The following is a 19,072-nucleotide window of genomic DNA, read 5'->3' as shown; positions in this document are numbered from 1 at the left end:
GTGCCGCCTGCCCGGCAGCGGGGCGCGCCGCCCACTCGACGGCGGGCCGCGCCTGATGCTCGGCCGCCGACCGGGAGTCGGCCCGCCTCCCCTGTCGAGGGTCGGCCCGTCCAGCCGAGGGCCGGCCCGAGGCCGCCCCGGGCCTCACCCCGTCTGTCGCGCCGCCGCCCGTCCCGCCGCGCGTCCCGAGAAGAGGCAGCCGCCGAGGAAGGTGCCCTCCAGGGCGTTGTAGCCGTGGACTCCTCCGCCGCCGAACCCGGCGACCTCGCCCGCCGCGTAGAGGCCCTCGACCGGGCTGCCGTCGGCGCCGAGGGCGCGCGAGTCCAGGTCGGTCTGGATGCCGCCGAGGGTCTTGCGGGTGAGGACGTGCAGCTTGACGGCGATGAGGGGGCCGGCGTCGGGGTCGAGGATGCGGTGCGGGGTCGCGACGCGGCCGAGGCGGTCGCCGATGTAGCGGCGGGCGTTGCGGATGCCCTGCACCTGGGCGTCCTTGCTGTAGGGGTTGGCCGTCTGGAGGTCGCGGGCGCGGATCTGACGACGGAGGACGTCGGCGTCGAGGAGGGTTCTGCCCGTCAGTGCGTTCATCTTCTCGACCAACCGGTCCAGGGTGCCGGCGACGACGAAGTCCGCGCCGTGGTCCAGGAAGGCCCGCACGGGGGCGGGCGCGCCCTTGCCGAGGAGGCGGTCGCGCAGGACGGCCTTGCGGTCCTTTGCGGTGATGTCCGGGTTCTGCTCGGAGCCCGACAGCGCGAACTCCTTCTCGACGATCTTGCGCGTGAGGACGAACCAGGAGTGGTCGTGTCCGGCGAGGTCGTCGGTGGTGCGCAGATGCCGCAGGGTGCTGAGGGTGTCGTAGCCCGGCAGACAGGGGTCGGGCAGGCGGCGGCCGAGGGCGTCGAACCACATCGACGACGGGCCGGGCAGGATCCGGATGCCGTGTCCGGGCCAGATGGGGTCCCAGTTCCGGACGCCCTCCGTGTAGTGCCACATGCGGTCGCGGTTGACGAGCCGGACACCGGCCTGGGCGCTGATGTCGAGCATGCGGCCGTCGACGTAGGCCGGGACGCCGGTCACCATCTCGGCGGGCGGGGTGCCGAGGCGTTCGGGCCAGTGGCGGCGGACCATGTCGTGGTTGGCGCCGATGCCGCCGCTGGTGACGATTACGGCCTGGGCGGTCAGTTCGAAGTCGCCGACGCGGTCGCGGTTGGAGGAGACCCCGCGCGGTGAGTCGTCGGGCGCGAGGACCGTGCCGCGTACGCCCCGGGCGGCGCCGGCCTCGACGACCAGCTCGTCGACGCGGTGGCGGTGGTGGAAGGTGAGCAGCCCGTCCCGCGCGGCCTGCTCGGCGTACCGCACGAACGGTTCGACGACGCCCGTGCCGGTCCCCCAGGCGACGTGGAAGCGGGGCACGGAGTTGCCGTGTCCGTCGGCGCGCAGGTCGCCGCGCTCGGCCCAGCCGACGGTCGGCACGAAGGAGATGCCGTGCCCGGCGAGCCAGGTCCGCTTCTCGCCGGCCGCGAACTCGACGTAGGCGCGCGCCCAGCGCACCGCCCAGGAGTCCTCGTCGTCGGTGCGGTCGAACTGCGCGCTGCCCTGCCAGTCGCTCCAGGCGAGGTCGAGGGAGTCCTTGATGCCGAGGCGCCGCTGCTCGGGCGAGTCCACGAGGAACAGCCCGCCGAAGGACCAGAACGCCTGGCCGCCGAGGTTGGCGGCGTTCTCCTGGTCGACCAGGGCGACCCGCCGGCCCCTGCTGGTGAGTTCGTGCGCCGCGACCAGGCCGGCGAGGCCCGCTCCGACGACGATGACGTCCGCGTCCATGGCGACCGTTGCCCTTCTCATTCGGGGTGGTTTTCGACGTGGCTTTGGGGGTGAGGGCTGCCTTCGGTCAGCAGCGCGGTCAGGAGCTGTTTGAGCCAGGCGCGGGCGCCGTCCACGTCCTTGTCGAGCAGCAGTTGGGTGGTGACCCCGTCGTACGCGGCGACCACCGCGCGGGCGGCGGCGTCGGCGTCGCCGAGCGCGGCGGGCAGCGCGGTGCGGCCCCGGTCGCGGCCGAGCCGGTCGGCGATGGCGCCGCGCAGCGTCGCCCGGTGTTCGAGCAGGGTCCGGGCGACGGCCGGGTCGCGGGCGGCGTGCACGAGGAAGTCCGTCTTCACCAGCAGCCAGTCGTGGTCGAGGAGCAGCACCTCGGTGACGCGGTCCACGGAGGCGGGGACGTCGAGGCCGGGGCCGTCCCCGGCGAGGGCGTCGGCGACCTGGCGGGCGATGAGCTCGGCGCGCTGCCGGTAGAGCGCGAAGAACAGCTCGTCCAGGCTGGCGAAGTTGGAGTAGAAGGCGCCCCGGCTGTAGCCGGCGGCCTCGCAGACCTCCTCGATGGACACCCGCCCGAAGCCCTTGGCGGCGAACACCGCGAAGGCGGCGTCGAGGAGGTTGGCCCGGGTGCGCGCCCGGCGCCGGGTGACACGCCTCGCCGTCTGCTCCGCCGCCATGCCGGACACCCCCCGTTCGATACATGAATGTATCCGATGCACTGATGTATCGAAAGGGGCGTGCGCCGACGACGAGGGGCGACCACCTCGCATGGAACGTATATTCGATTACGAGTACGCTGGATGCATGACCAGGCACCTCCAGGGCTCCCTCTTCGACCAGACCGACGAGCTGCGCCTCGGTCCGCTCGCCGGGATCCGCCGCACCGCGCTCGGCTCCGGCGCCTGGATCGACGTGCTGCCGGGCTGGCTGTCCGGCGCGGACCAGCTGTTCGAACGACTGGCGGCGGAGGTCCCGTGGCGTGCCGAGCGCCGCCAGATGTACGACCAGATCGTCGACGTGCCGCGGCTGCTCGCGTTCTACGGAGAGGACCGGCGGTTGCCGCACCCCGTCCTGGACGAGGCCCGCGCGGCCCTCAGCGCGCACTACGCGGACGAACTGGGCGAGCCCTTCGTGACCGCGGGGCTGTGCTACTACCGCGACGGACGCGACAGCGTCGCCTGGCACGGTGACCGGATCGGCCGGGGCGCCCGCGAGGACACGATGGTGGCCATCCTCTCCGTGGGCGCGCCCCGCGACCTGCTGCTGCGTCCGGTGCGCGGCGGCGACACCGTACGGCGGCCGCTGGGCCACGGCGACCTGATCGTCATGGGCGGCTCCTGCCAGCGGACCTGGGAGCATTGCGTGCCCAAGTCGGCGCGGGCCGCGGGTCCGCGCGTCAGCGTCCAGTTCCGGCCGCGCGGCGTGCAGTAGAAGGCGGCCGGGACCCGCCCCGGCGTCCGCGCGTCCCCGGTGGTCTGCTTTGCTGTCCCCCGTCGAGCACGGACCTCACCCCACGGGACGATCATGCGGGCAGACGTACGACAGGTCGCGGACGGCACCTACCTGGTGCACGGCAGCAACACCAACTGGGTGATCCTCACCGAGGGCGACGCCCTCACCCTGATCGACACCGGCTACCCGGCGGACCGGCAGGGGCTGCTCGAATCCCTTGCAGCCGTGGGCGGTTCGCCGGCGGCGGTCACCGCCGTCCTCATCACCCACGCGCACAACGACCACCTCGGGTCCGCCGAGCACCTGCGCACCGAGTACGGCACCCCGGTCCAGCTGCATCCGGCCGAAGTCCCGCACGCGAGGCGGGACTTCCTCCAGCAGGTGAGCGTCGGCACGGTACTGCGCAACGCCTGGCGGCCCGGTGTGCTGCCCTGGATGGTGCACGCACTGCGCTCCGGCGGCACGGAACAGCACCCGGTCACCGCGCCGGAGCCGTTCCCGGCCGCCACCGGCGCCCTGGACCTGCCGGGCCGGCCCGTCCCCGTGCACACCCCCGGTCACACGGACGGCCACACGGTCTTCCACCTGCCCGAGGCCGGGATACTCGTCTCCGGTGACGCGCTGGTCAGCGGCCACGCCACCTCACGGGTCCGGGGGCCGCAGTTGCTGCCCGACATGTTCCACCACGAGCGGGCCCGCGCGCTGGCCTCGCTGGACGTGATCGAGTCCCTCGCCGCCGACACCCTGCTGCCCGGCCACGGCCCCGTGCACCGGGGGTCCGTCCGGGAGGCCGCACAGCGGGCCAGGGAACGCGCCGTCTAAGGTCGGGCCATGGCTTTGCAGATCAGTGCCACGAACCCGGAGCACCCGGCCCTCCTGCTGGAACTGCCCTGGCAGATCCCGCTGGAGGAGTGGCCCGAGGACGTCCTCGTACCGCTGCCGCGCGGCATCTCCCGGCACGTGGTGCGCTACGCCCGCGCCGGCGACGAGGTGATCGCCGTCAAGGAACTGGCCGAGCGCCCGGCGCTGCGCGAGTACGAGCTGCTGCGCGACCTGGACCGGCTGGGCATCCCGGCCGTCGACCCGCTGGCCGTGGTCACCGGGCGCACCGACTCGGAGGGCGATCCGCTGGAGTCGGTGCTGGTCACCCGGCATCTGGGCGGGTCGATGCCGTACCGGTCGATGTTCGAGACGACCATGCGCCCGGCGACCATGCACCGTCTCATGGACGCCCTGGCGGTGCTGCTGGTGCGGCTGCACCTGGCGGGGTTCGCGTGGGGCGACTGCTCGCTGTCCAACACGCTGTTCCGGCGCGACGCGGGCGCCTACGCCGCGTATCTCGTCGACGCCGAGACCGGTGACCTGCATCCGCAGTTGAGCCCCGGGCAGCGGGACTACGACCTCGACCTGGCCCGCGTGAACATCAGCGGCGAACTCCTCGACCTGGAGGCCTCGGGCGCCCTGCACCCCTCGGTGGATCCGGTCGGCTTCGGCAGGGAGATCTGCGCCCGCTACCTGGGCCTGTGGGAGGAGCTGACCCGCACCTCCGTCTACCCGGCGGGCAAGTACCACTACATCGAGCGCCGGATCCGCCGGCTCAACGAGCTGGGTTTCGACGTGGCGGAGATGCAGATCGAGCACTCCTCCAACGGCGACACGGTCACCTTCGTGCCGAAGGTCGTCGACGCGGGCCACCACCAGCGGCAGTTGCTGCGGCTGACCGGACTGGACACCGAGGAGAACCAGGCCAGACGGCTGCTCAACGACCTGGAGAGCTGGATGGCCACCCAGGACGACTACGCCCCGGGCGACCCCCTCGCCGCCCGCCCCGAGGTGCTGGCGCACCGCTGGGTGCGCGACGTGTTCCGGCCCACCGTCCGGGCGGTTCCGGTCGAACTGCGCGGCTCCATGGACCCGGCGGAGATCTACCACGAACTCCTCGAACACCGCTGGTACCTGTCGGAGCGCGCCCAGCACGACATCGGGCTCGACACGGCCGTCCAGGACTACATCGCCAGGGTCCTGCCCCGCGCGCGGGAGACCCTGGAGCCGACGACACCGCAGTGAGCCGGACGCCTGCCGCGTCGGACCCGCGAGCGGGTCACTCGTGCGGGACCACCGCGACCGGGCAGTCGGCGTGGTGCAGCACGCCGTGCGCCACCGAGCCGATCCGGGCGCCGACCGCGGTACGGCGGGCCCGCCGGCCCACGACCACCAACTGGGCCCGCCCGGACACCGACAGCAGCACCTGCCCCGCGCTGCCGATCTCCACGTGCTCCACCACCGGCACCTCGGGGAACCGCTCACGCCACGGCGCGAGGGCTTCGGCCAGCGCCTTCTTCTCGTACGGCTCCAGGCCACCCGCGTCGTCCAGCAGCTTGAGCGAGGCGGGGCTGTAGGAGAACACCGGGGGCAGCGTCCAGGCCCGCACGGCGCGGACCGAGGCACCGCGGGCGGCGGCCGTCTCGAAGGCGAACCGCAGCGCGGGCGCGCTGTCCTCGGCCGAACCGTGCTGCCCCACGACGATCTCGTGCCCGGCCACCTCGGCGGCGGGCCTGTCGCCGGCCCGCACCAGCACGACCGGGCGGCGGGTGTCGGCGATCACCTGCTGGCCGACCGAACCGAGCAGGAACCCGACGACCGCCCCGTGCCCGCGCGAGCCCAGCACCAGCATCTCCGCCTCCGCCGCGGCGGCGACCAGCGTGTCCGCCGCGTCGCCCTCCAGGACGTCGGAGGTCACCCGCAGCCCTGGGTGCCGTCCCGAGACCTCGTCGACGGCCTCCCGGACGGCTGCCCGCACCCACTCCGCCTGGGCGTCCCGGTCCGCCACCTCGGCCGCCGCGTCCCGCTGGAATCGCCAGGCGTGCACCACCCGCAGCGCGAGCTCCCGCCGTACGGCCTCCCTGGCCGCCCAGGCCAGTGCAGCCAGGCTCTCTTCCGTTCCGTCGACCCCCGCCGTGATCGGGCCCGTCATCCCGCCGCCTCCCCGCATCGCACTTCATCCGTCGGGAACAGTCTTCCCCATCGGCTTTCCTCGCTCGGAGGCCGGCCCGTCCTGGCCGCCGGGCACGTGCCCGGCGGCCAGGACGGTCAGGATCCGTCTCCACCTGGACGTCGGTGACGAGGACCACCGCGCGGAGGCAGACCGTCCTGTCGCCGGGTGGGCCACCGACGACAGGGGGAGGGCGACGGACCGTGGCTGCGGGGAGGGGCCTCCGTCCCGCGGTCGGCGGGCACACGCGGAATTCGTGGTCCTCGGGCCCCCGGCCCTCCACCGACGGTGCCCCGTCGTGCACCGAGAGCGCACGCCCCGCCCGGTCCCGGGGCGGACGCGGACTATCGAACATACGATGGGCGGAAACCGGCGCGGGGCCCGCCGTGCCGCGAGTCCGGAACATCCGGGGTGGGAGACGTATGGCACAGGCCGCCGAGACCGCGCGGACCGTCATCCTGACCGTGGACGACGACCCGGGGGTCTCCCGTGCCGTCGCCCGCGATCTGCGGCGCCGCTACGGCGCCGCGTACCGGATCGTGCGCGCCGAGTCCGGTCAGTCCGCGCTGGAGGCGCTGCGCGAGCTGAAACTGCGGGGCGACCTGGTGGCCGTGATCCTGGCCGACTACCGCATGCCGCAGATGAACGGCATCGAGTTCCTCGAACAGGCCCTGGACGTGTATCCGGGCGCGCGCCGCGTGCTGCTGACCGCGTACGCCGACACCAACGCGGCGATCGACGCGATCAACGTCGTCGACCTCGACCACTACCTGCTCAAGCCGTGGGACCCGCCGGAGGAGAAGCTCTACCCGGTCCTGGACGACCTGCTCGCCGCCTGGCGCGCGAGCGACCACCGGCCCGTGCCGGCCACCAAGGTCGTCGGGCACCGCTGGTCGGCGCGCTCCTCGGACGTGCGTGAGTTCCTGGCCCGCAACCAGGTGCCCTACCGCTGGTACTCCTCCGACGAGCCCGAGGGGCAGCGGCTGCTCGCCGCGGCCGACGCCGACGGGCAGCGGCTGCCACTGGTGATCACCCCCGAGGGCACCCCGCTGATCGAGCCGGACGCCACCGAGCTGGCCTCCCACGTCGGTCTGGCGACGACTCCGGAGTCCGAGTTCTACGACCTCGTGGTGATCGGCGGTGGCCCGGCCGGGCTCGGCGCGGCGGTCTACGGCGCCTCCGAGGGGCTGCGGACGGTGCTGGTGGAGCGGTCGGCGACCGGCGGGCAGGCCGGGCAGAGTTCCCGCATCGAGAACTACCTCGGCTTCCCGGACGGCGTGTCCGGCGCGCAGCTCACCGACCGGGCCCGCCGCCAGGCCGCCAAGTTCGGCGCCGAGGTCCTCACCGCCCGTGAGGTGACGGGACTGGAGGTCAACGGCGCCGCCCGCGTCGTCCGGTTCTCCGACGGGTCGGCGGTCGCCGCGCACAGCGTGATCCTGGCGACCGGCGTGTCGTACCGGCAGCTCCTGGCGCCGGGCTGCGACGACCTCAGTGGCTGCGGTGTGTACTACGGCTCGGCGCTCACCGAGGCGGCCTCCTGCCAGGGGCAGGACGTGTACATCGTGGGCGGCGCCAACTCCGCGGGCCAGGCGGCCATGTACCTGGCACGGGGCGCCAAGTCGGTGACGCTGCTGGTGCGCGGGGAGTCCCTGGCGGCGTCGATGTCGTACTACCTGATCCAGCAGATCGAGGAGGCGCCGAACATCTCCGTGCGGACCCGAACCGTCGTGGAGGCCGCGCACGGTGAGGACCACCTGGAGCAGCTGACGCTGCGGGACGTGGAGACCGGGGCCAGCGAACTCGTCGACGCGCAGTGGATGTTCGTGTTCATCGGCGCGGCCCCGCTGACCGACTGGCTGGACGGCACGGTGCTGCGCGACGAGCGCGGGTTCATCCTGGCCGGGCCGGACCTCACCGCGGACGGACGGCCGCCGGCGGAATGGGAGCTGGACCGGCCGCCGTACCACCTGGAGACCAACGTCCCCGGCGTGTTCGTGGCGGGCGACGCGCGCGCCGAGTCCGCCAAGCGCGTCGCGTCCGCCGTCGGAGAGGGAGCCATGGCCGTCATGCTCGTCCACCGTTATCTGGAGCAGTCATGAGCGGGCGGCCGATGCCCTGCGACCCGGCCGACATCAGCACGCTGTTCCTGTTCGAGAAGCTCTCCGCCGAACAGCTGGGGCGGCTGTGCGCCGAGGGGCGGGTGGAGCGCTTCGAGCCCGGCCCGGTGTACACCGAGGGCGACCCCGCGACCTGCTTCTACGTGATGCTCGAGGGCACCGTGGTGCTGTACCGCCGGGTCGGCGGTGACGACGTCGAGGTCAGCCGCACCTCGCAGCGCGGCGTGTACGCGGGCGCGATGCAGGCCTACCTCGGGGACCGGGTGCCGCAGGTCTACAACAACTCGATGCGGGTGACCGAGCCGACCCGCTTCTTCGTGCTGCCCGCGGAGTCCTTCTCGGACATCATGCGGGAGTGGTTCCCGATGGCGGCGCATCTGCTGGAGGGGCTGTTCTTCGGCTCGAAGAACACCCAGCGGGCCGTCGGGCAGCGTGAACGGCTGCTGGCGCTCGGCTCCTTGTCGGCCGGGCTCACGCACGAGCTGAACAACCCCGCCGCCGCGGCCGTACGAGCCACGGCGACGCTGCGGGAACGTGTGGCGAAGATGCGGCACAAGCTCGCCGTCATCTCGCAGGGCGCCTACTCCCGCGAGGTGCTCGCCGGACTGATCGACATCCAGGACCGCACCGCCGAACGGGTCGCCAAGGCACCGGTGCTGAGCCCCCTGGAGGCCTCCGACCGGGAGGACGAGCTGACCGACTGGCTCGACGACCACGACATCCCGCAGGGCTGGCGGATCGCGCCGACGTTCGTGCAGGCCGGGCTCGACGTGGACTGGCTGGAGCAGGTCGCCGCGGCCGTGCAGGCCGACATCCTGCCCAACGCGATCGGCTGGCTCAACTACACGGTCGAGACCGAACTGTTGATGGACGAGATCGGCGACTCCACCAACCGGATCTCCCACCTCGTCGACGCGGCCAAGCAGTACTCCCAGCTCGACCGGGCGCCCTACCGCGTCGTCGACGTCCACGAACTCCTCGACAGCACCCTGCTGATGCTGTCCGGGAAGATCGGGCAGCGCATCAAGGTCGTCAAGGAGTACGACCGCTCCCTACCGGACGTCCCCGCGTACCCGGCGGAGCTGAACCAGGTGTGGACGAACCTCGTCGACAACGCGGTGTTCGCCATCAACAGCGCCGGCGGGGAAGGCACGCTGACCGTGCGGACCGCCCGTGAGGGCGACCGGCTGCTGGTGGAGTTCGGCGACACCGGACCCGGCGTCCCGGCGGACATCCGCAGCCGGATCTTCGACCCCTTCTTCACCACCAAGCCGGTCGGCGAGGGCACCGGCCTCGGCCTGGACATCTCCTGGCGGATCGTCGTGAACAAGCACCACGGCAGCCTCCAGCTCGAGTCCGCGCCGGGCGACACCCGCTTCCAGGTGCTGCTGCCGCTGACCGCGCGGGAGGCCGCGCCCTCCGACACCGATGCCGGCCCGGAGAGCGCTTCGGGCACCGCCACCGACCCCGACACCGCCGAGGAGTCCGTATGACCGACGCCCACGCCATCGACCCGAGCGTCCCGCCCAGCGGCGCCGGCTGCGCCGAGTGCGACGCGACGGGCGGCTGGTGGTTCCATCTGCGGCGCTGCGCCCAGTGCGGCCACATCGGCTGCTGCGACTCCTCCCCCGCCCAGCACGCCTCCGCGCACTGGAAGTCCACCGGTCATCCCCTGGTGCAGAGCTTCGAGCCGGGCGAGGACTGGTTCTGGGACTACGACAGTGACGAGCTGTACGAATCCGGCCCGGAACTGGCGCCGCCGTCCGGCCACCCCCTGGACCAGCCCACGCCCGGCCCCGCGGAACAGGTCCCGGAGGACTGGACCCGGTTGCTGAACCGCTGAGCCGCCGAGGTCCCGAAACGGGCCTCCGCCGCTCGCGGGCGGGGTCGTCGGTGTCGCGTGCCAGGATGGAGCCGTGCCACCCGCAACGTTCGCCACCCCGTTCATCGGCCGGGACGAGGAAGTCGCCCGGCTCTCCGACGTGCTGGAGCGCGCCCGCGCCGGGGAGGCTCGGGCGGTGCTGCTCGCCGGGGACGCCGGCGTCGGCAAGACACGGGTGCTGGACGAGATCGCGGCGAGGGCCGCGCGCACCGGCACGACCGTGCTGACCGGACACTGCGTCGACCTCGGCGACGTGGGCCTGCCCTACCTTCCGTTCACCGAGATCCTCGGCCCGCTCGCCGGGGACGAACGCTTCGCGGCCGTTCTCGCCGCGCACCCCGTCGTCGACCGGCTGCTCGGCGGCGGGCCGGACGACGCCGTACGGGACCCGGACGGGCGGCTGCGGCTGTTCGAGGGGATGGCGGGCCTGCTCGCCGACCTCGCGGAGGTCACCCCGCTGCTGATCGTGCTGGAGGACCTGCACTGGGCGGACGAGTCCTCGCGGGACCTGCTGCGGTTCCTGCTGAGCCGGGGTGTCCTCCAGCGGCCCGCGGGCGGTGCGCCCGCCCACCGCCTCGCGGTCCTGGCCTCCTACCGCGCGGACGACCTGCACCGCAGACATCCGCTGCGGCCGCTGCTGGCCGAGCTGGTGCGGCTGCCGGGTGTGGAGCGGCTCGAACTGCGGCCCCTGGCGGACGCCGAGGTGACCCGGCTGGTGCGGGCCCTGGAGGACCGTCCGCTGCCGGACGCCACGGTGCGCCGCATCGTGGAGCGCGCCGAGGGCAACGCGTTCTACGCGGAGGAGCTGCTCGCCGCGACGGACAGCGAGGCGGGCGGGATGCCGAGCGGGCTGGCCGACCTGCTGCTGATCCGCGTGGAGCAGCTCTCCGAGACCGCCCAACTCGTGCTGCGGACGGCGGCCGTGGCAGGGCGGCGGGTGGATCACGGCCTGCTGCGGGACGCGGTCGCGCTGCCCGAGGACGAGCTGGAGTCGGCGCTGCGCGAGGCCGTCGGCCGGCAACTCCTCGTCGCGGGCGCGGGCGACACCTACGCCTTCCGGCACGCGCTCGCGCGTGAGGCGGTGTACGCCGACCTCCTGCCAGGGGAACGGGCGCGGCTGCACGGCGCGTTCGCCCGGCTGCTCGCCGCCCGCGGGCGGCGCGCCGAGACCGCCGCCGAACGGGCCCACCACTACCGCGAGAGCCATGACCTTCCGGAGGCGCTCGCCGCCTCGCTGGAGGCCGCCGACCACGCCCAGCGGGTGGGCGCGCCCGCCGAGGAGCTGCGCCACCTGGAGACCGCGCTCGACCTGTGGCCCGCGGTGGACGCCTCCGCCCGGCCGCCGGGCGAGGGCACCGACCGGGTCACGCTCATGCTGCGCGCCTCGGCGGCTGCCGCGCACGCCGGACAGGGGCACCGCGCGGTCTCCCTGACACGCGCCGCGCTCGCCGGGGTCGGCCAGGACGCCGACTCCGAACTGGCCGCGCGTGTGCGGTACACGCTGGCCGGCACGCTCCTCGGCGTCGACAGCCTCACGGCCGCCTTCCGCTACAGCAGCGAGGCCCTGGCGATGATCCCCGCCGAGCCGCCGTCCGCGACGTGGGTGTGGGCCGCGGCCACCCATGTCCTGACGGCTCGCCAGGTCGGGGACAACGGGACCGCGTTGCGGGTGGCCCGCCAGGCGCTGGGCGTCGCGCGGCAGCTGAAGGTGACCGACGCACAGGCCGACCTGCTGATCTCGCTGGCCGTCCTGGAGGGCCACGGCCGGCGTTCCCCCGAGGGCCGCGAGCGCCTGCGCGAGGCCCGCGAGCTGGCCCGGCGGGCCGGCAGCGCTCCGGTGGAGATGCGGGCCCTGTTCAACCTGGCCATCGGCTGCTACGAGGCCGGGGAGTTCGAGGAGTGCCTGCCCTGGCTGGCCGACGGCCTGGACCGGGCCCGCCGGGCGGGCCTGCTCTCCTCGCCGTATCCGCTGGAGATGCGCTATCTGCAACTGCTGCTGCTCCACACCCTCGGCCGCTGGGACGAGTGCGTGCGGACGGCGGCGGCCGACTTGGCCCTCCTGCCCTCGACGGGCGGGTACGCGGCAGGGCCCGCGCTGTACGTCGCCCTGGCCCGCGGTGAGCACGGCGCTGTCGAGCGGGCACGGGCCCTGACGGCGAAGGGCGCCCCCGACTGGATGGCGACACTGGTGGCGGCCGTCGTCCTCACCGACGCGGCGGCCCTGCGGGGCGACGCCGAGGCGGCCGTGGCGCAGCTGCGCGCCTCCCTGGAGGCGCTCACCGACGAGGCGGGCAGCCGCCCCGACGTCACGGTCCGGCTCGTCGCGCTCGCTCTGCCGCCGGTCGCCGACACCGCCGCCTCGGCCCGCACCCGCGGCGACGAGGCGACGGCCGCCCGCTGGACCGCGGTCGCGGCCGAACTCGTGGACCTGGCCCGGGCGGTGGCGCGGTGTGGCCAGGCCGGGGTGCCGCAGGGTCTGGAGGGGCAGGCCTGGCTGGCCCGCGCCGAGGCCGAGCGGGCACGAGCGGCCGGTGAACCGGACGCGGCGGCCTGGGAACGGGCGGTGGCCGCGTTCGAGTTCGGCGATGTCTACGAGCGGGCGCGCTGCCGACTGCGGTGGGCGGAGGCCCTGCTGGCCGCCGGCCGGCGCGAGGAGGCGGCCGGCGAGGCCCGCGCCGCCCGGGAGACGGCCGTACGGCTGCGGGCGGCGCCGCTGCTGGAGCGGGTGGACTCCCTCGTCCGGCGGGGCCGACTCGCGCCGGCCCCGCCCGGCAGGGTGGGACCGGCCGTCCTCACCGCCCGGGAACGGGACGTCCTGCGGCTGCTCGCGCTGGGCCGCACCAACCGGCAGATCGGCGAGGAACTCTTCATCAGCGGCAAGACGGCCAGCGTCCATGTCTCCAACATCCTGGCCAAGCTGGGCGCGGCCGGCCGCACGGAGGCGGCGGCGATCGCCCACCGGGAGGGGCTGTTGGGGCCGGAACCGGAGACCGGTGCGGGGGCCTCGGGCTGAGTACGGCGTGGCGGGGCGTGACCGGCAGCCCCTCTCCCTCGCCGCGCGTCTCCCGGCCCAACCCGGTGAGGGCCGGCGCCCGGGATGTCGGGACGGCAGGATGTGGGCGGGTTTCCGGGGACGCGGCGGCGTCGCCGGAAGGTGCCCCGGCCGCTCCGGGCGGCGCGGTCCACGGAGCCGCGTGCGGCGGTGCGTCCGACATGCACCGGCCGACATGTGCGGGGCCCAACTCCGCTCCGGCGGAAGCCTGATGGGCTCCGGCGGCCCCGGCGAGTGATCTGCGCCTCACAGGCAACCCCGTCCGCCGTACGCACGTCTTGACCGGCAGCAACACACGGGAAACGGTGACGCCCGCCCCGGCCGGTTCTCTCGGCCGGGGCGAAATTCCGGCGCACTATACACATCAGGTATACACACAGCGCATACCTGATGGCGGAAAGGAATCGATGTACGGCAAGGCTTTCGCCCCGGAGTACCAGGGCGCCCTCACCACCCTGTCCGTGAATTCCTCCCTGGTCGACGTGCTGACAGCCGGCACCGAGCAGTTGGAGGCGGCCGAACGGGCCGGAGAGCACGCCGAGGCGGCCCGCTCCGGACTCGCGGTCGCCGAGGCGCACCGTCGGCTGGGCCAGGTACGGGAGGCGGACCGGGCCTGGAAGGCGAGCTACCGCGCGGCCCGGGACGCGGGCGACGTGGCGGCGATGGCGTGGGCCCTGTGGAGCGGCGGCACCCTGGCCCGGCAGCGGGGGGCCTTCCCCCTGGCCCGACGGCTGCTGGGGGTGGCGGCCGATCTCGGGGAGCGCGGCGGCGACGTCGTCGTCCGCGGCTACTCGCTGGCCGGGCTCGCGGAGACCGGCCGCATCCAGGGGGACTACGAGGCTGTCGGCAGGCTGCACGAGCAACTGCTGGCCGAGGCCCGCAGGCGCGGCGAGGCACGGCACACGGTGTGGGCGCTGGAGGGCATCGCGCAGATGCACCGCAACTCCGGGGATCTCGACACCGCTCACACCCTTTTCCAGGAGGCGGCCGAGATCTCCGCGCGCGCCGACGACCGGCGGGGACACGCCTGGGCGCTGCGCGGCCTGGCGGACATCGCCTCCGTGCGGGACGGCGACACCGAGCGCGCCCTCGCCCTGCTGTCCGAGGCGGAGACGACCTGCCGTGCGATGAACCTCACCAGCGCACTGGCCTACAACCACAAGATGCGCGGCAACGTCCTCTACCGCGCCGCCCGTTACGCCGAGGCCCGGGACCTCTACGAGCAGGCCCTCGCGGAGTTCGGTGCGATGAGCGAGCCGCGCGGGACGGCCCTCGCCCGGCTCGGACTGGCCAAGTCGCTGGCCCGCCTGGGCCGCGACCGTTCCGAGACGGCCGCCGAACTCGCCGCATTGGCAGCCGAGTTGGAGCGGATCGGGTTGCGGCACGCGCGGGAGATGGTGGCGCGGGCCGAGGAAGAACTCGGCATCGGGACGGACCCGGCCCGTCCGGGCGACGCGAGCGCGCGGGCCGTACGGTGACGGCGCTGTCCACGGCATGCGGCGCGACGGCGGCCTCGGCGACGGCCGCCCCACTGCCTGCCGCCCGCGTTCCCGCCGTCCTCGACCGCTGCCGCGCACTGGTGCGACCCGCGCTGGCCGAGGCGGTCGGCCGGCTCCATCCGTGGGTGGGCGAGATGGCCGCGTACTCCCTCGGCTGGTGCGAGGTGGGCGGGGCGCCCGCCACCGCGTCGGGCGGGAAGGGGCTGCGGCAGGCCCTCGCCGTGCTCGGCGCACAGGCCGCGGGGGCGCCCGCACGCGCCGGGGTCGCCGCGGCCGTATCGGTCGAACTCGTGCACACCTTCTCCCTGTTGCACGACGACATCATGGACGGAGACCCCACGCGAAGGCGCCGCCCCACTGTCTGGAAGGCGTACGGCACGGGACCCGCGGTCCTCGCCGGTGACGCCCTGTTCGCGCTGGCCGTCGAGACGCTCGCCGCGGCCCCCGGTGGCGCCGGCGGCGTACGGCTGCTGTCCGGAGCGCTCGCCGAACTGGTGCACGGGCAGGCCGACGACCTGCTGTTCGCCGCGCGACCGTGGTCGGGGCCCGATCGGGTGCGGCCGGACGCGTACCGGGCGATGGCCGAGGGCAAGACCGGCGCGCTGCTGGGCTGCTCGGCCGCGTTGGGCGCCCTGCTCGGCGGGGCGCCCGAGGAGACCGTCACGGCACTGGACCGGGCCGGGCGGCATCTCGGGATCGCTTTCCAGGTGGTCGACGACCTGCTGGGGATCTGGGGCGACCCGGACGTGACCGGCAAGCCCGTCCACGCCGACCTGCGCGAACGCAGGAAGACGTTCCCGGTGCTGGCCGCCCTGGAGTCCCCCGCACCGGCGGCCCGACGCCTCGCCCGACTGCTGGAGGCGGGGGGCGACCCGCTCGAGGCGGCCGGACTGGCCGAGGAGGCCGGGGGGCGGGCGGCGGCGCTCGCCGAGGCGCGCCGGCAGGTGTCCGCCGTGGAGTCGGCGCTCGCCGGGGCGCCGCTGCGGAGGCGGGCCGCGGAGGACCTGCGGTCACTGCTCGACTTCCTGGTGCGACGCGATCTGTGACCACCTGGTGGCAGGCGACCTGCGACCGTCCCGGCGTCGCAATCCGACACTCGCCGGGTCGCACTCCGACACCTCGTGCGACGCGATTTCCGACGCCGGGGTCGCGCTCCGACACCTCGTGCGACGCGATTTCCGACGCCGGGGCCGCGCTTTGACACCTGGTGCGACGCGACGTCCGACCATCCGGTGCGCCGCGCCGTCCCACCAGCGTCCGGCCCCGGTTGACCTGGTCCACCGCCGCGCGGCAGGGTGCGGGGAGCGCGCGGCACAGCGCGCGGGAAAGGTGGTCGTCTTGATCGGCATCACGGACATCGAAGCCGCGGCGGAACGTATCGCCGGGCACGTCGTCCGCACCCCGACCCTCCCGAGCCCCGGACTCTCCGGGCTGCTCGGCGTCCCCGTCACCGTCAAGCTGGAGCTGCTCCAGCGCACCGGCTCCTTCAAGGCGCGCGGGGCCACGGCGAAACTGCTCTCCCTCGGCGAGGCGGAGCGGGCGGCCGGGGTGGTCGCGGTGAGCGGCGGCAACCACGGGATCGCGGTGGCGGTCATGGCCGCGGCCCTCGATGTGAAGGCCACGGTCGTCATGCCGCGTTCGGCGCCCGCCCGGGCCGTCGAGATCGTCGAGGAGGCGGGCGCGTCGGTACGGCTGACGGACGGGATGGGCAGCGCCTTCTCGCTCGTGAACGACCTGCGGGACGAGGGACTGACCCTCGTCCACCCGTTCGACGATCCGGTCGTGGTCGCCGGGCAGGGCACGGTCGGCCTGGAGTTGGCGCGGGACGCCGACGACCTGACGGACGTCCTGGTCAGCGTCGGAGGCGGCGGGCTGATCTCGGGTGTCGCCGCGGCCCTGCGGGCGCTGCGGCCGCGGGTGCGGATCTGGGGCGTGGAGACCGAGGGCGCGGAGGCGATGGCGGAGGCGCTGAAGGCGGGCGGTCCGGTACCGGTGGAGGTGTCGTCGATCTCCACCACGCTGAGCGCGCCGGCCGTCGCGCCGCTGACGTACGAGCATGTGTCGGCGCTGGTGCGCGAGGTCCTCGTGGTCCCCGACCGGGAGGCCGTACGGGGCTGCCTGGAGCTGGCCGAGCACGGCAAGGTGTGGACCGAACCGGCCGCCGGGTGTCTGGTGCCGGCCGCCCGGCGGGTCGTGGAGCGGGTGGGCCCCGACGCCCGGCTGGGACTGGTGGTCTGCGGTGGCAACGCGTCGGCCGCTGACATGGCTTCCTGGGTCGAGCGTTTCGGTCTGCGCTGAGACGTCGAAAACGCCCTCGACGGCCGTCGTCCGGGAATGCGCCGAAGGCCGTCGAGGGTGATTCGACAGGCGCCCGGAGAACCTTCACCCCCTGGTTGCACCCCCGGACCACCCGAAGTGATTTCCTTTCCTCGCACATATGACCGGCGTTCCGCGCGTCATTTCTTGAATGGAAGACAGAAATCACGCCGGATCCGCCGATCTCTTGAACGCACACCCTCTCGATCCCCGTACCACTGGGAAAGGTGAGCAGCCGGGGTTTCAGCGAGGGATGACCATGGTCAAGGCGCACGTCTCCACGCACGAGTTGGTCGCCGGTCGCTACCGGCTCCTCGACGTCGTCCACCGCGAGACGAACCGCGTCAGTTGGTACGGGGAGTACGCCGACGAGTCGGCCGGCACCCGGCCGTGTCTGATCACCCGGATCGCGCTGCCGACGGACCTCGGCGAGGACGACGCGCACCGAGCCGCCGAGCGCGTGATGCGGATGTCCGAGACGATGGCCCGGCTGTGCCCCGGCCGGGTCGCCACCGTCCTCGACGCCCTCGCGGAGGCGGGGTCCCTGTGGGCCGTGACCGAATGGATCGACGGCCTCCCGCTGGGGCAGCTGATCGAGCAGCGGCGCGTGTTCCCGTGCGCCCGCGCCGCCCGGATCGGACTGGAGCTGCTCGACGTGGTGGAGGCCGCGCACGGCGAGGGCATCACCCACGGGGAGCTGAGCCCCGGTCAGGTGTTCGTGCGGGCCCACGGTCCCGTCGTCGTCACCGGCTTCGGCCTCGCCGGCGCGACCCTCGCGCCGCGCCTCGCGGCACCGTCGTTCGCCTCCCCCGAGCAGGCCCGCGACGAGCGCATCGGTCCGGCGGCCGATCTGTGGGCGGTGGGGGCGATCCTCTACACCATGGTCGAGGGCCGGCCGCCGTACCGGGACCGGGACCGGCCGGAGGCCACGCTGAAGGGCGTGGACCGGCTGCCGTTGCGCATGCCGCTGCGGGCCGGTCCGCTCGGGCCCGCCGTGCAGGGGCTGCTGCGCAAGGACTCGCGGGAGCGGATGACCCGGCCGGTGGCGCGCCAGAGCCTCGTCCGCGTCCTGGACGAGGACACGCACGCGGTGCCCGCGCCACCCCGGCTGCGGCGCGCGTACGCCGTCGCCGGGTTCGCCGGTCCGCGGTGGAGCGGTCGGGCCGTGGCGGCCGGGACCGCGCTGGCCGTCGTCACGGTGGCGGTCGCCGCCCTGGCCGCGACGGGCCGGTTGCCCGGAACCGAGGACACGGCGTCGGACAGCGCGCAGTCCGGTCCGGCCGCGCCCAGCGCCCCGCCCGGCGAGGACGGCTCCGGCGAAGTCACCGACTTTCCGACGCCGACCCCCAGTCCGCCGGCCCCCAGCCCGTCGGCCCCCTCCTCAACGGCAGCGGCCTCCCCCGGCCCGACCCCGCCCCCGAGCCCCACGGCCGCCTCACCGACAGCCACCGCCGGCAGCCTGCCGGCGGGCTTCCGGGTGTACCGGGCGGCCGAGGGCTTCTCCGTCGCCCTCCCCGAGGGCTGGACCCGGCTGGGGACCGCGCGCTCCGGCGACCTCGCCTATCGGGTCACCTTCGGCACCGAGGGCGACGCGCGCACCCTCGCCGTCACCTACAGCGAGCGCGTCGGACCGGATCCGGTGGCGGTCTGGCGCGACGACGTGGAGCCGGGCCTGCGCCGGGCCGCCGGGTTCGAACGCGTCGGAGCGATCGAGGCGACGACGTACCAGGGGTACGAGGCGGCCGACATGGAATGGCTCGCCGACGTCGACGGCGCCCGGGTACGCACCTTCGGCCGCGGCTTCCTGCTCGGCGGGCACCGCGGCTTCTCCCTGCGCTGGACGACCCCCGCCGCCGACTGGGACACGCCCGCCAACAGGCAGGCGCTGAACGCCTTTCTCCGGACCTTCCGGCCGGGTTCGGATTAGGTGCCTGGCCTGGGCCTGTCGTCGTG

General features: G+C 74.2%; 14 protein-coding genes. 11 read left to right on the top strand and 3 right to left on the bottom strand.

Annotation, left to right across the window (positions count from 1 at the left end):
* Window positions 1-144: 144 nt before the first annotated feature.
* Both ACZ5Y0_RS09225 and ACZ5Y0_RS09220 read right to left on the bottom strand, forming a co-directional pair.
* On the bottom strand, window positions 145-1,818 hold the full coding sequence (locus ACZ5Y0_RS09225) for an FAD-binding dehydrogenase (RefSeq protein WP_469128042.1): 1,674 nt from the start codon (window positions 1,816-1,818) through the stop codon (window positions 145-147).
* A gap of 17 nt (window positions 1,819-1,835) precedes the next feature.
* The gene (locus ACZ5Y0_RS09220) at window positions 1,836-2,486 is read right to left on the bottom strand and encodes a TetR/AcrR family transcriptional regulator (RefSeq protein WP_469127981.1); all 651 of its coding nucleotides are present in this window, start codon (window positions 2,484-2,486) and stop codon (window positions 1,836-1,838) included.
* 127 nt (window positions 2,487-2,613) lie between these two features.
* On the opposite strand from ACZ5Y0_RS09220, the gene ACZ5Y0_RS09215 reads away from it, so the two are divergent.
* The 3 genes from ACZ5Y0_RS09215 (at window position 2,614) to ACZ5Y0_RS09205 (ending at window position 5,328) form a co-directional block, all read left to right on the top strand.
* Window positions 2,614-3,240: an alpha-ketoglutarate-dependent dioxygenase AlkB gene (locus ACZ5Y0_RS09215; RefSeq protein WP_469127980.1), complete on the top strand. Its 627-nt coding sequence runs from the start codon at window positions 2,614-2,616 to the stop codon at window positions 3,238-3,240.
* A 93-nt stretch (window positions 3,241-3,333) separates the two neighbouring features.
* A complete protein-coding gene (locus ACZ5Y0_RS09210) occupies window positions 3,334-4,083 on the top strand; it encodes an MBL fold metallo-hydrolase (RefSeq protein ID WP_469127979.1) in 750 nt (249 codons plus the stop codon).
* A 9-nt stretch (window positions 4,084-4,092) separates the two neighbouring features.
* Window positions 4,093-5,328 (top strand): DUF4032 domain-containing protein, encoded by a 1,236-nt coding sequence (locus ACZ5Y0_RS09205; protein ID WP_469127978.1) that lies wholly within the window; start codon window positions 4,093-4,095, stop codon window positions 5,326-5,328.
* Window positions 5,329-5,362: 34 nt separating this feature from the next.
* On the opposite strand, the gene ACZ5Y0_RS09200 is transcribed toward ACZ5Y0_RS09205, so the two are convergent.
* Window positions 5,363-6,235 (bottom strand): universal stress protein, encoded by an 873-nt coding sequence (locus ACZ5Y0_RS09200; protein ID WP_469127977.1) that lies wholly within the window; start codon window positions 6,233-6,235, stop codon window positions 5,363-5,365.
* A gap of 440 nt (window positions 6,236-6,675) precedes the next feature.
* Here ACZ5Y0_RS09200 and ACZ5Y0_RS09195 point away from each other — a divergent pair, with 440 nt between their 5' ends.
* The 8 genes from ACZ5Y0_RS09195 to ACZ5Y0_RS09160 all read left to right on the top strand — a co-directional run bounded on the left by ACZ5Y0_RS09195 (window position 6,676) and on the right by ACZ5Y0_RS09160 (window position 19,046).
* A complete protein-coding gene (locus ACZ5Y0_RS09195; RefSeq protein ID WP_469127976.1) occupies window positions 6,676-8,352 on the top strand; it encodes an NAD(P)/FAD-dependent oxidoreductase in 1,677 nt (558 codons plus the stop codon).
* Window positions 8,349-9,863, top strand: coding sequence for an ATP-binding protein (locus ACZ5Y0_RS09190; RefSeq protein ID WP_469127975.1), 1,515 nt, complete (start codon window positions 8,349-8,351; stop codon window positions 9,861-9,863). Before ACZ5Y0_RS09195 ends, ACZ5Y0_RS09190 begins: the two co-directional genes overlap by 4 nt.
* Window positions 9,860-10,213 (top strand): UBP-type zinc finger domain-containing protein, encoded by a 354-nt coding sequence (locus ACZ5Y0_RS09185; protein WP_469127974.1) that lies wholly within the window; start codon window positions 9,860-9,862, stop codon window positions 10,211-10,213. The genes ACZ5Y0_RS09190 and ACZ5Y0_RS09185 overlap by 4 nt, the downstream gene beginning before the upstream one ends.
* Before the next feature lie 73 nt (window positions 10,214-10,286).
* On the top strand, window positions 10,287-13,265 hold the full coding sequence (locus ACZ5Y0_RS09180; protein ID WP_469127973.1) for an ATP-binding protein: 2,979 nt from the start codon (window positions 10,287-10,289) through the stop codon (window positions 13,263-13,265).
* Window positions 13,266-13,711: 446 nt separating this feature from the next.
* A complete protein-coding gene (locus ACZ5Y0_RS09175) occupies window positions 13,712-14,782 on the top strand; it encodes a tetratricopeptide repeat protein (RefSeq protein ID WP_469127972.1) in 1,071 nt (356 codons plus the stop codon).
* Between the two features lie 5 nt (window positions 14,783-14,787).
* The gene (locus tag ACZ5Y0_RS09170; RefSeq protein ID WP_469128041.1) at window positions 14,788-15,849 is read left to right on the top strand and encodes a polyprenyl synthetase family protein; all 1,062 of its coding nucleotides are present in this window, start codon (window positions 14,788-14,790) and stop codon (window positions 15,847-15,849) included.
* 292 nt (window positions 15,850-16,141) lie between these two features.
* On the top strand, window positions 16,142-17,101 hold the full coding sequence (locus ACZ5Y0_RS09165) for a threonine/serine dehydratase (RefSeq protein WP_469127971.1): 960 nt from the start codon (window positions 16,142-16,144) through the stop codon (window positions 17,099-17,101).
* 271 nt (window positions 17,102-17,372) lie between these two features.
* Window positions 17,373-19,046, top strand: a complete 1,674-nt coding sequence (locus tag ACZ5Y0_RS09160; RefSeq protein ID WP_469127970.1) for a protein kinase domain-containing protein — start codon at window positions 17,373-17,375, stop codon at window positions 19,044-19,046.
* Window positions 19,047-19,072 lie beyond the last annotated feature (26 nt).

It is taken from the genome of Streptomyces sp. NPDC033216 (genome assembly GCF_055577115.1).
Note: the sequence above shows the minus strand (reverse complement) of the source record. Positions and strands in the feature narration are given on the sequence as shown.

Excerpts from the sequence above, each read along its gene's own strand:
- ACZ5Y0_RS09205 (WP_469127978.1), top strand. The coding sequence starts at position 4,093 with ATGGCTTTGCAGATCAGTGCCACGAACCCGGAGCACCCGGCCCTCCTG.
- ACZ5Y0_RS09195 (WP_469127976.1), top strand. The coding sequence starts at position 6,676 with ATGGCACAGGCCGCCGAGACCGCGCGGACCGTCATCCTGACCGTGGAC.
- ACZ5Y0_RS09220 (WP_469127981.1), bottom strand. The coding sequence starts at position 2,486 with ATGGCGGCGGAGCAGACGGCGAGGCGTGTCACCCGGCGCCGGGCGCGC.
- ACZ5Y0_RS09185 (WP_469127974.1), top strand. The coding sequence starts at position 9,860 with ATGACCGACGCCCACGCCATCGACCCGAGCGTCCCGCCCAGCGGCGCC.
- ACZ5Y0_RS09175 (WP_469127972.1), top strand. The coding sequence starts at position 13,712 with ATGTACGGCAAGGCTTTCGCCCCGGAGTACCAGGGCGCCCTCACCACC.
- ACZ5Y0_RS09210 (WP_469127979.1), top strand. The coding sequence starts at position 3,334 with ATGCGGGCAGACGTACGACAGGTCGCGGACGGCACCTACCTGGTGCAC.
- ACZ5Y0_RS09200 (WP_469127977.1), bottom strand. The coding sequence starts at position 6,235 with ATGACGGGCCCGATCACGGCGGGGGTCGACGGAACGGAAGAGAGCCTG.
- ACZ5Y0_RS09225 (WP_469128042.1), bottom strand. The coding sequence starts at position 1,818 with ATGGACGCGGACGTCATCGTCGTCGGAGCGGGCCTCGCCGGCCTGGTC.
- ACZ5Y0_RS09190 (WP_469127975.1), top strand. The coding sequence starts at position 8,349 with ATGAGCGGGCGGCCGATGCCCTGCGACCCGGCCGACATCAGCACGCTG.
- ACZ5Y0_RS09215 (WP_469127980.1), top strand. The coding sequence starts at position 2,614 with ATGACCAGGCACCTCCAGGGCTCCCTCTTCGACCAGACCGACGAGCTG.
- ACZ5Y0_RS09160 (WP_469127970.1), top strand. The coding sequence starts at position 17,373 with ATGACCATGGTCAAGGCGCACGTCTCCACGCACGAGTTGGTCGCCGGT.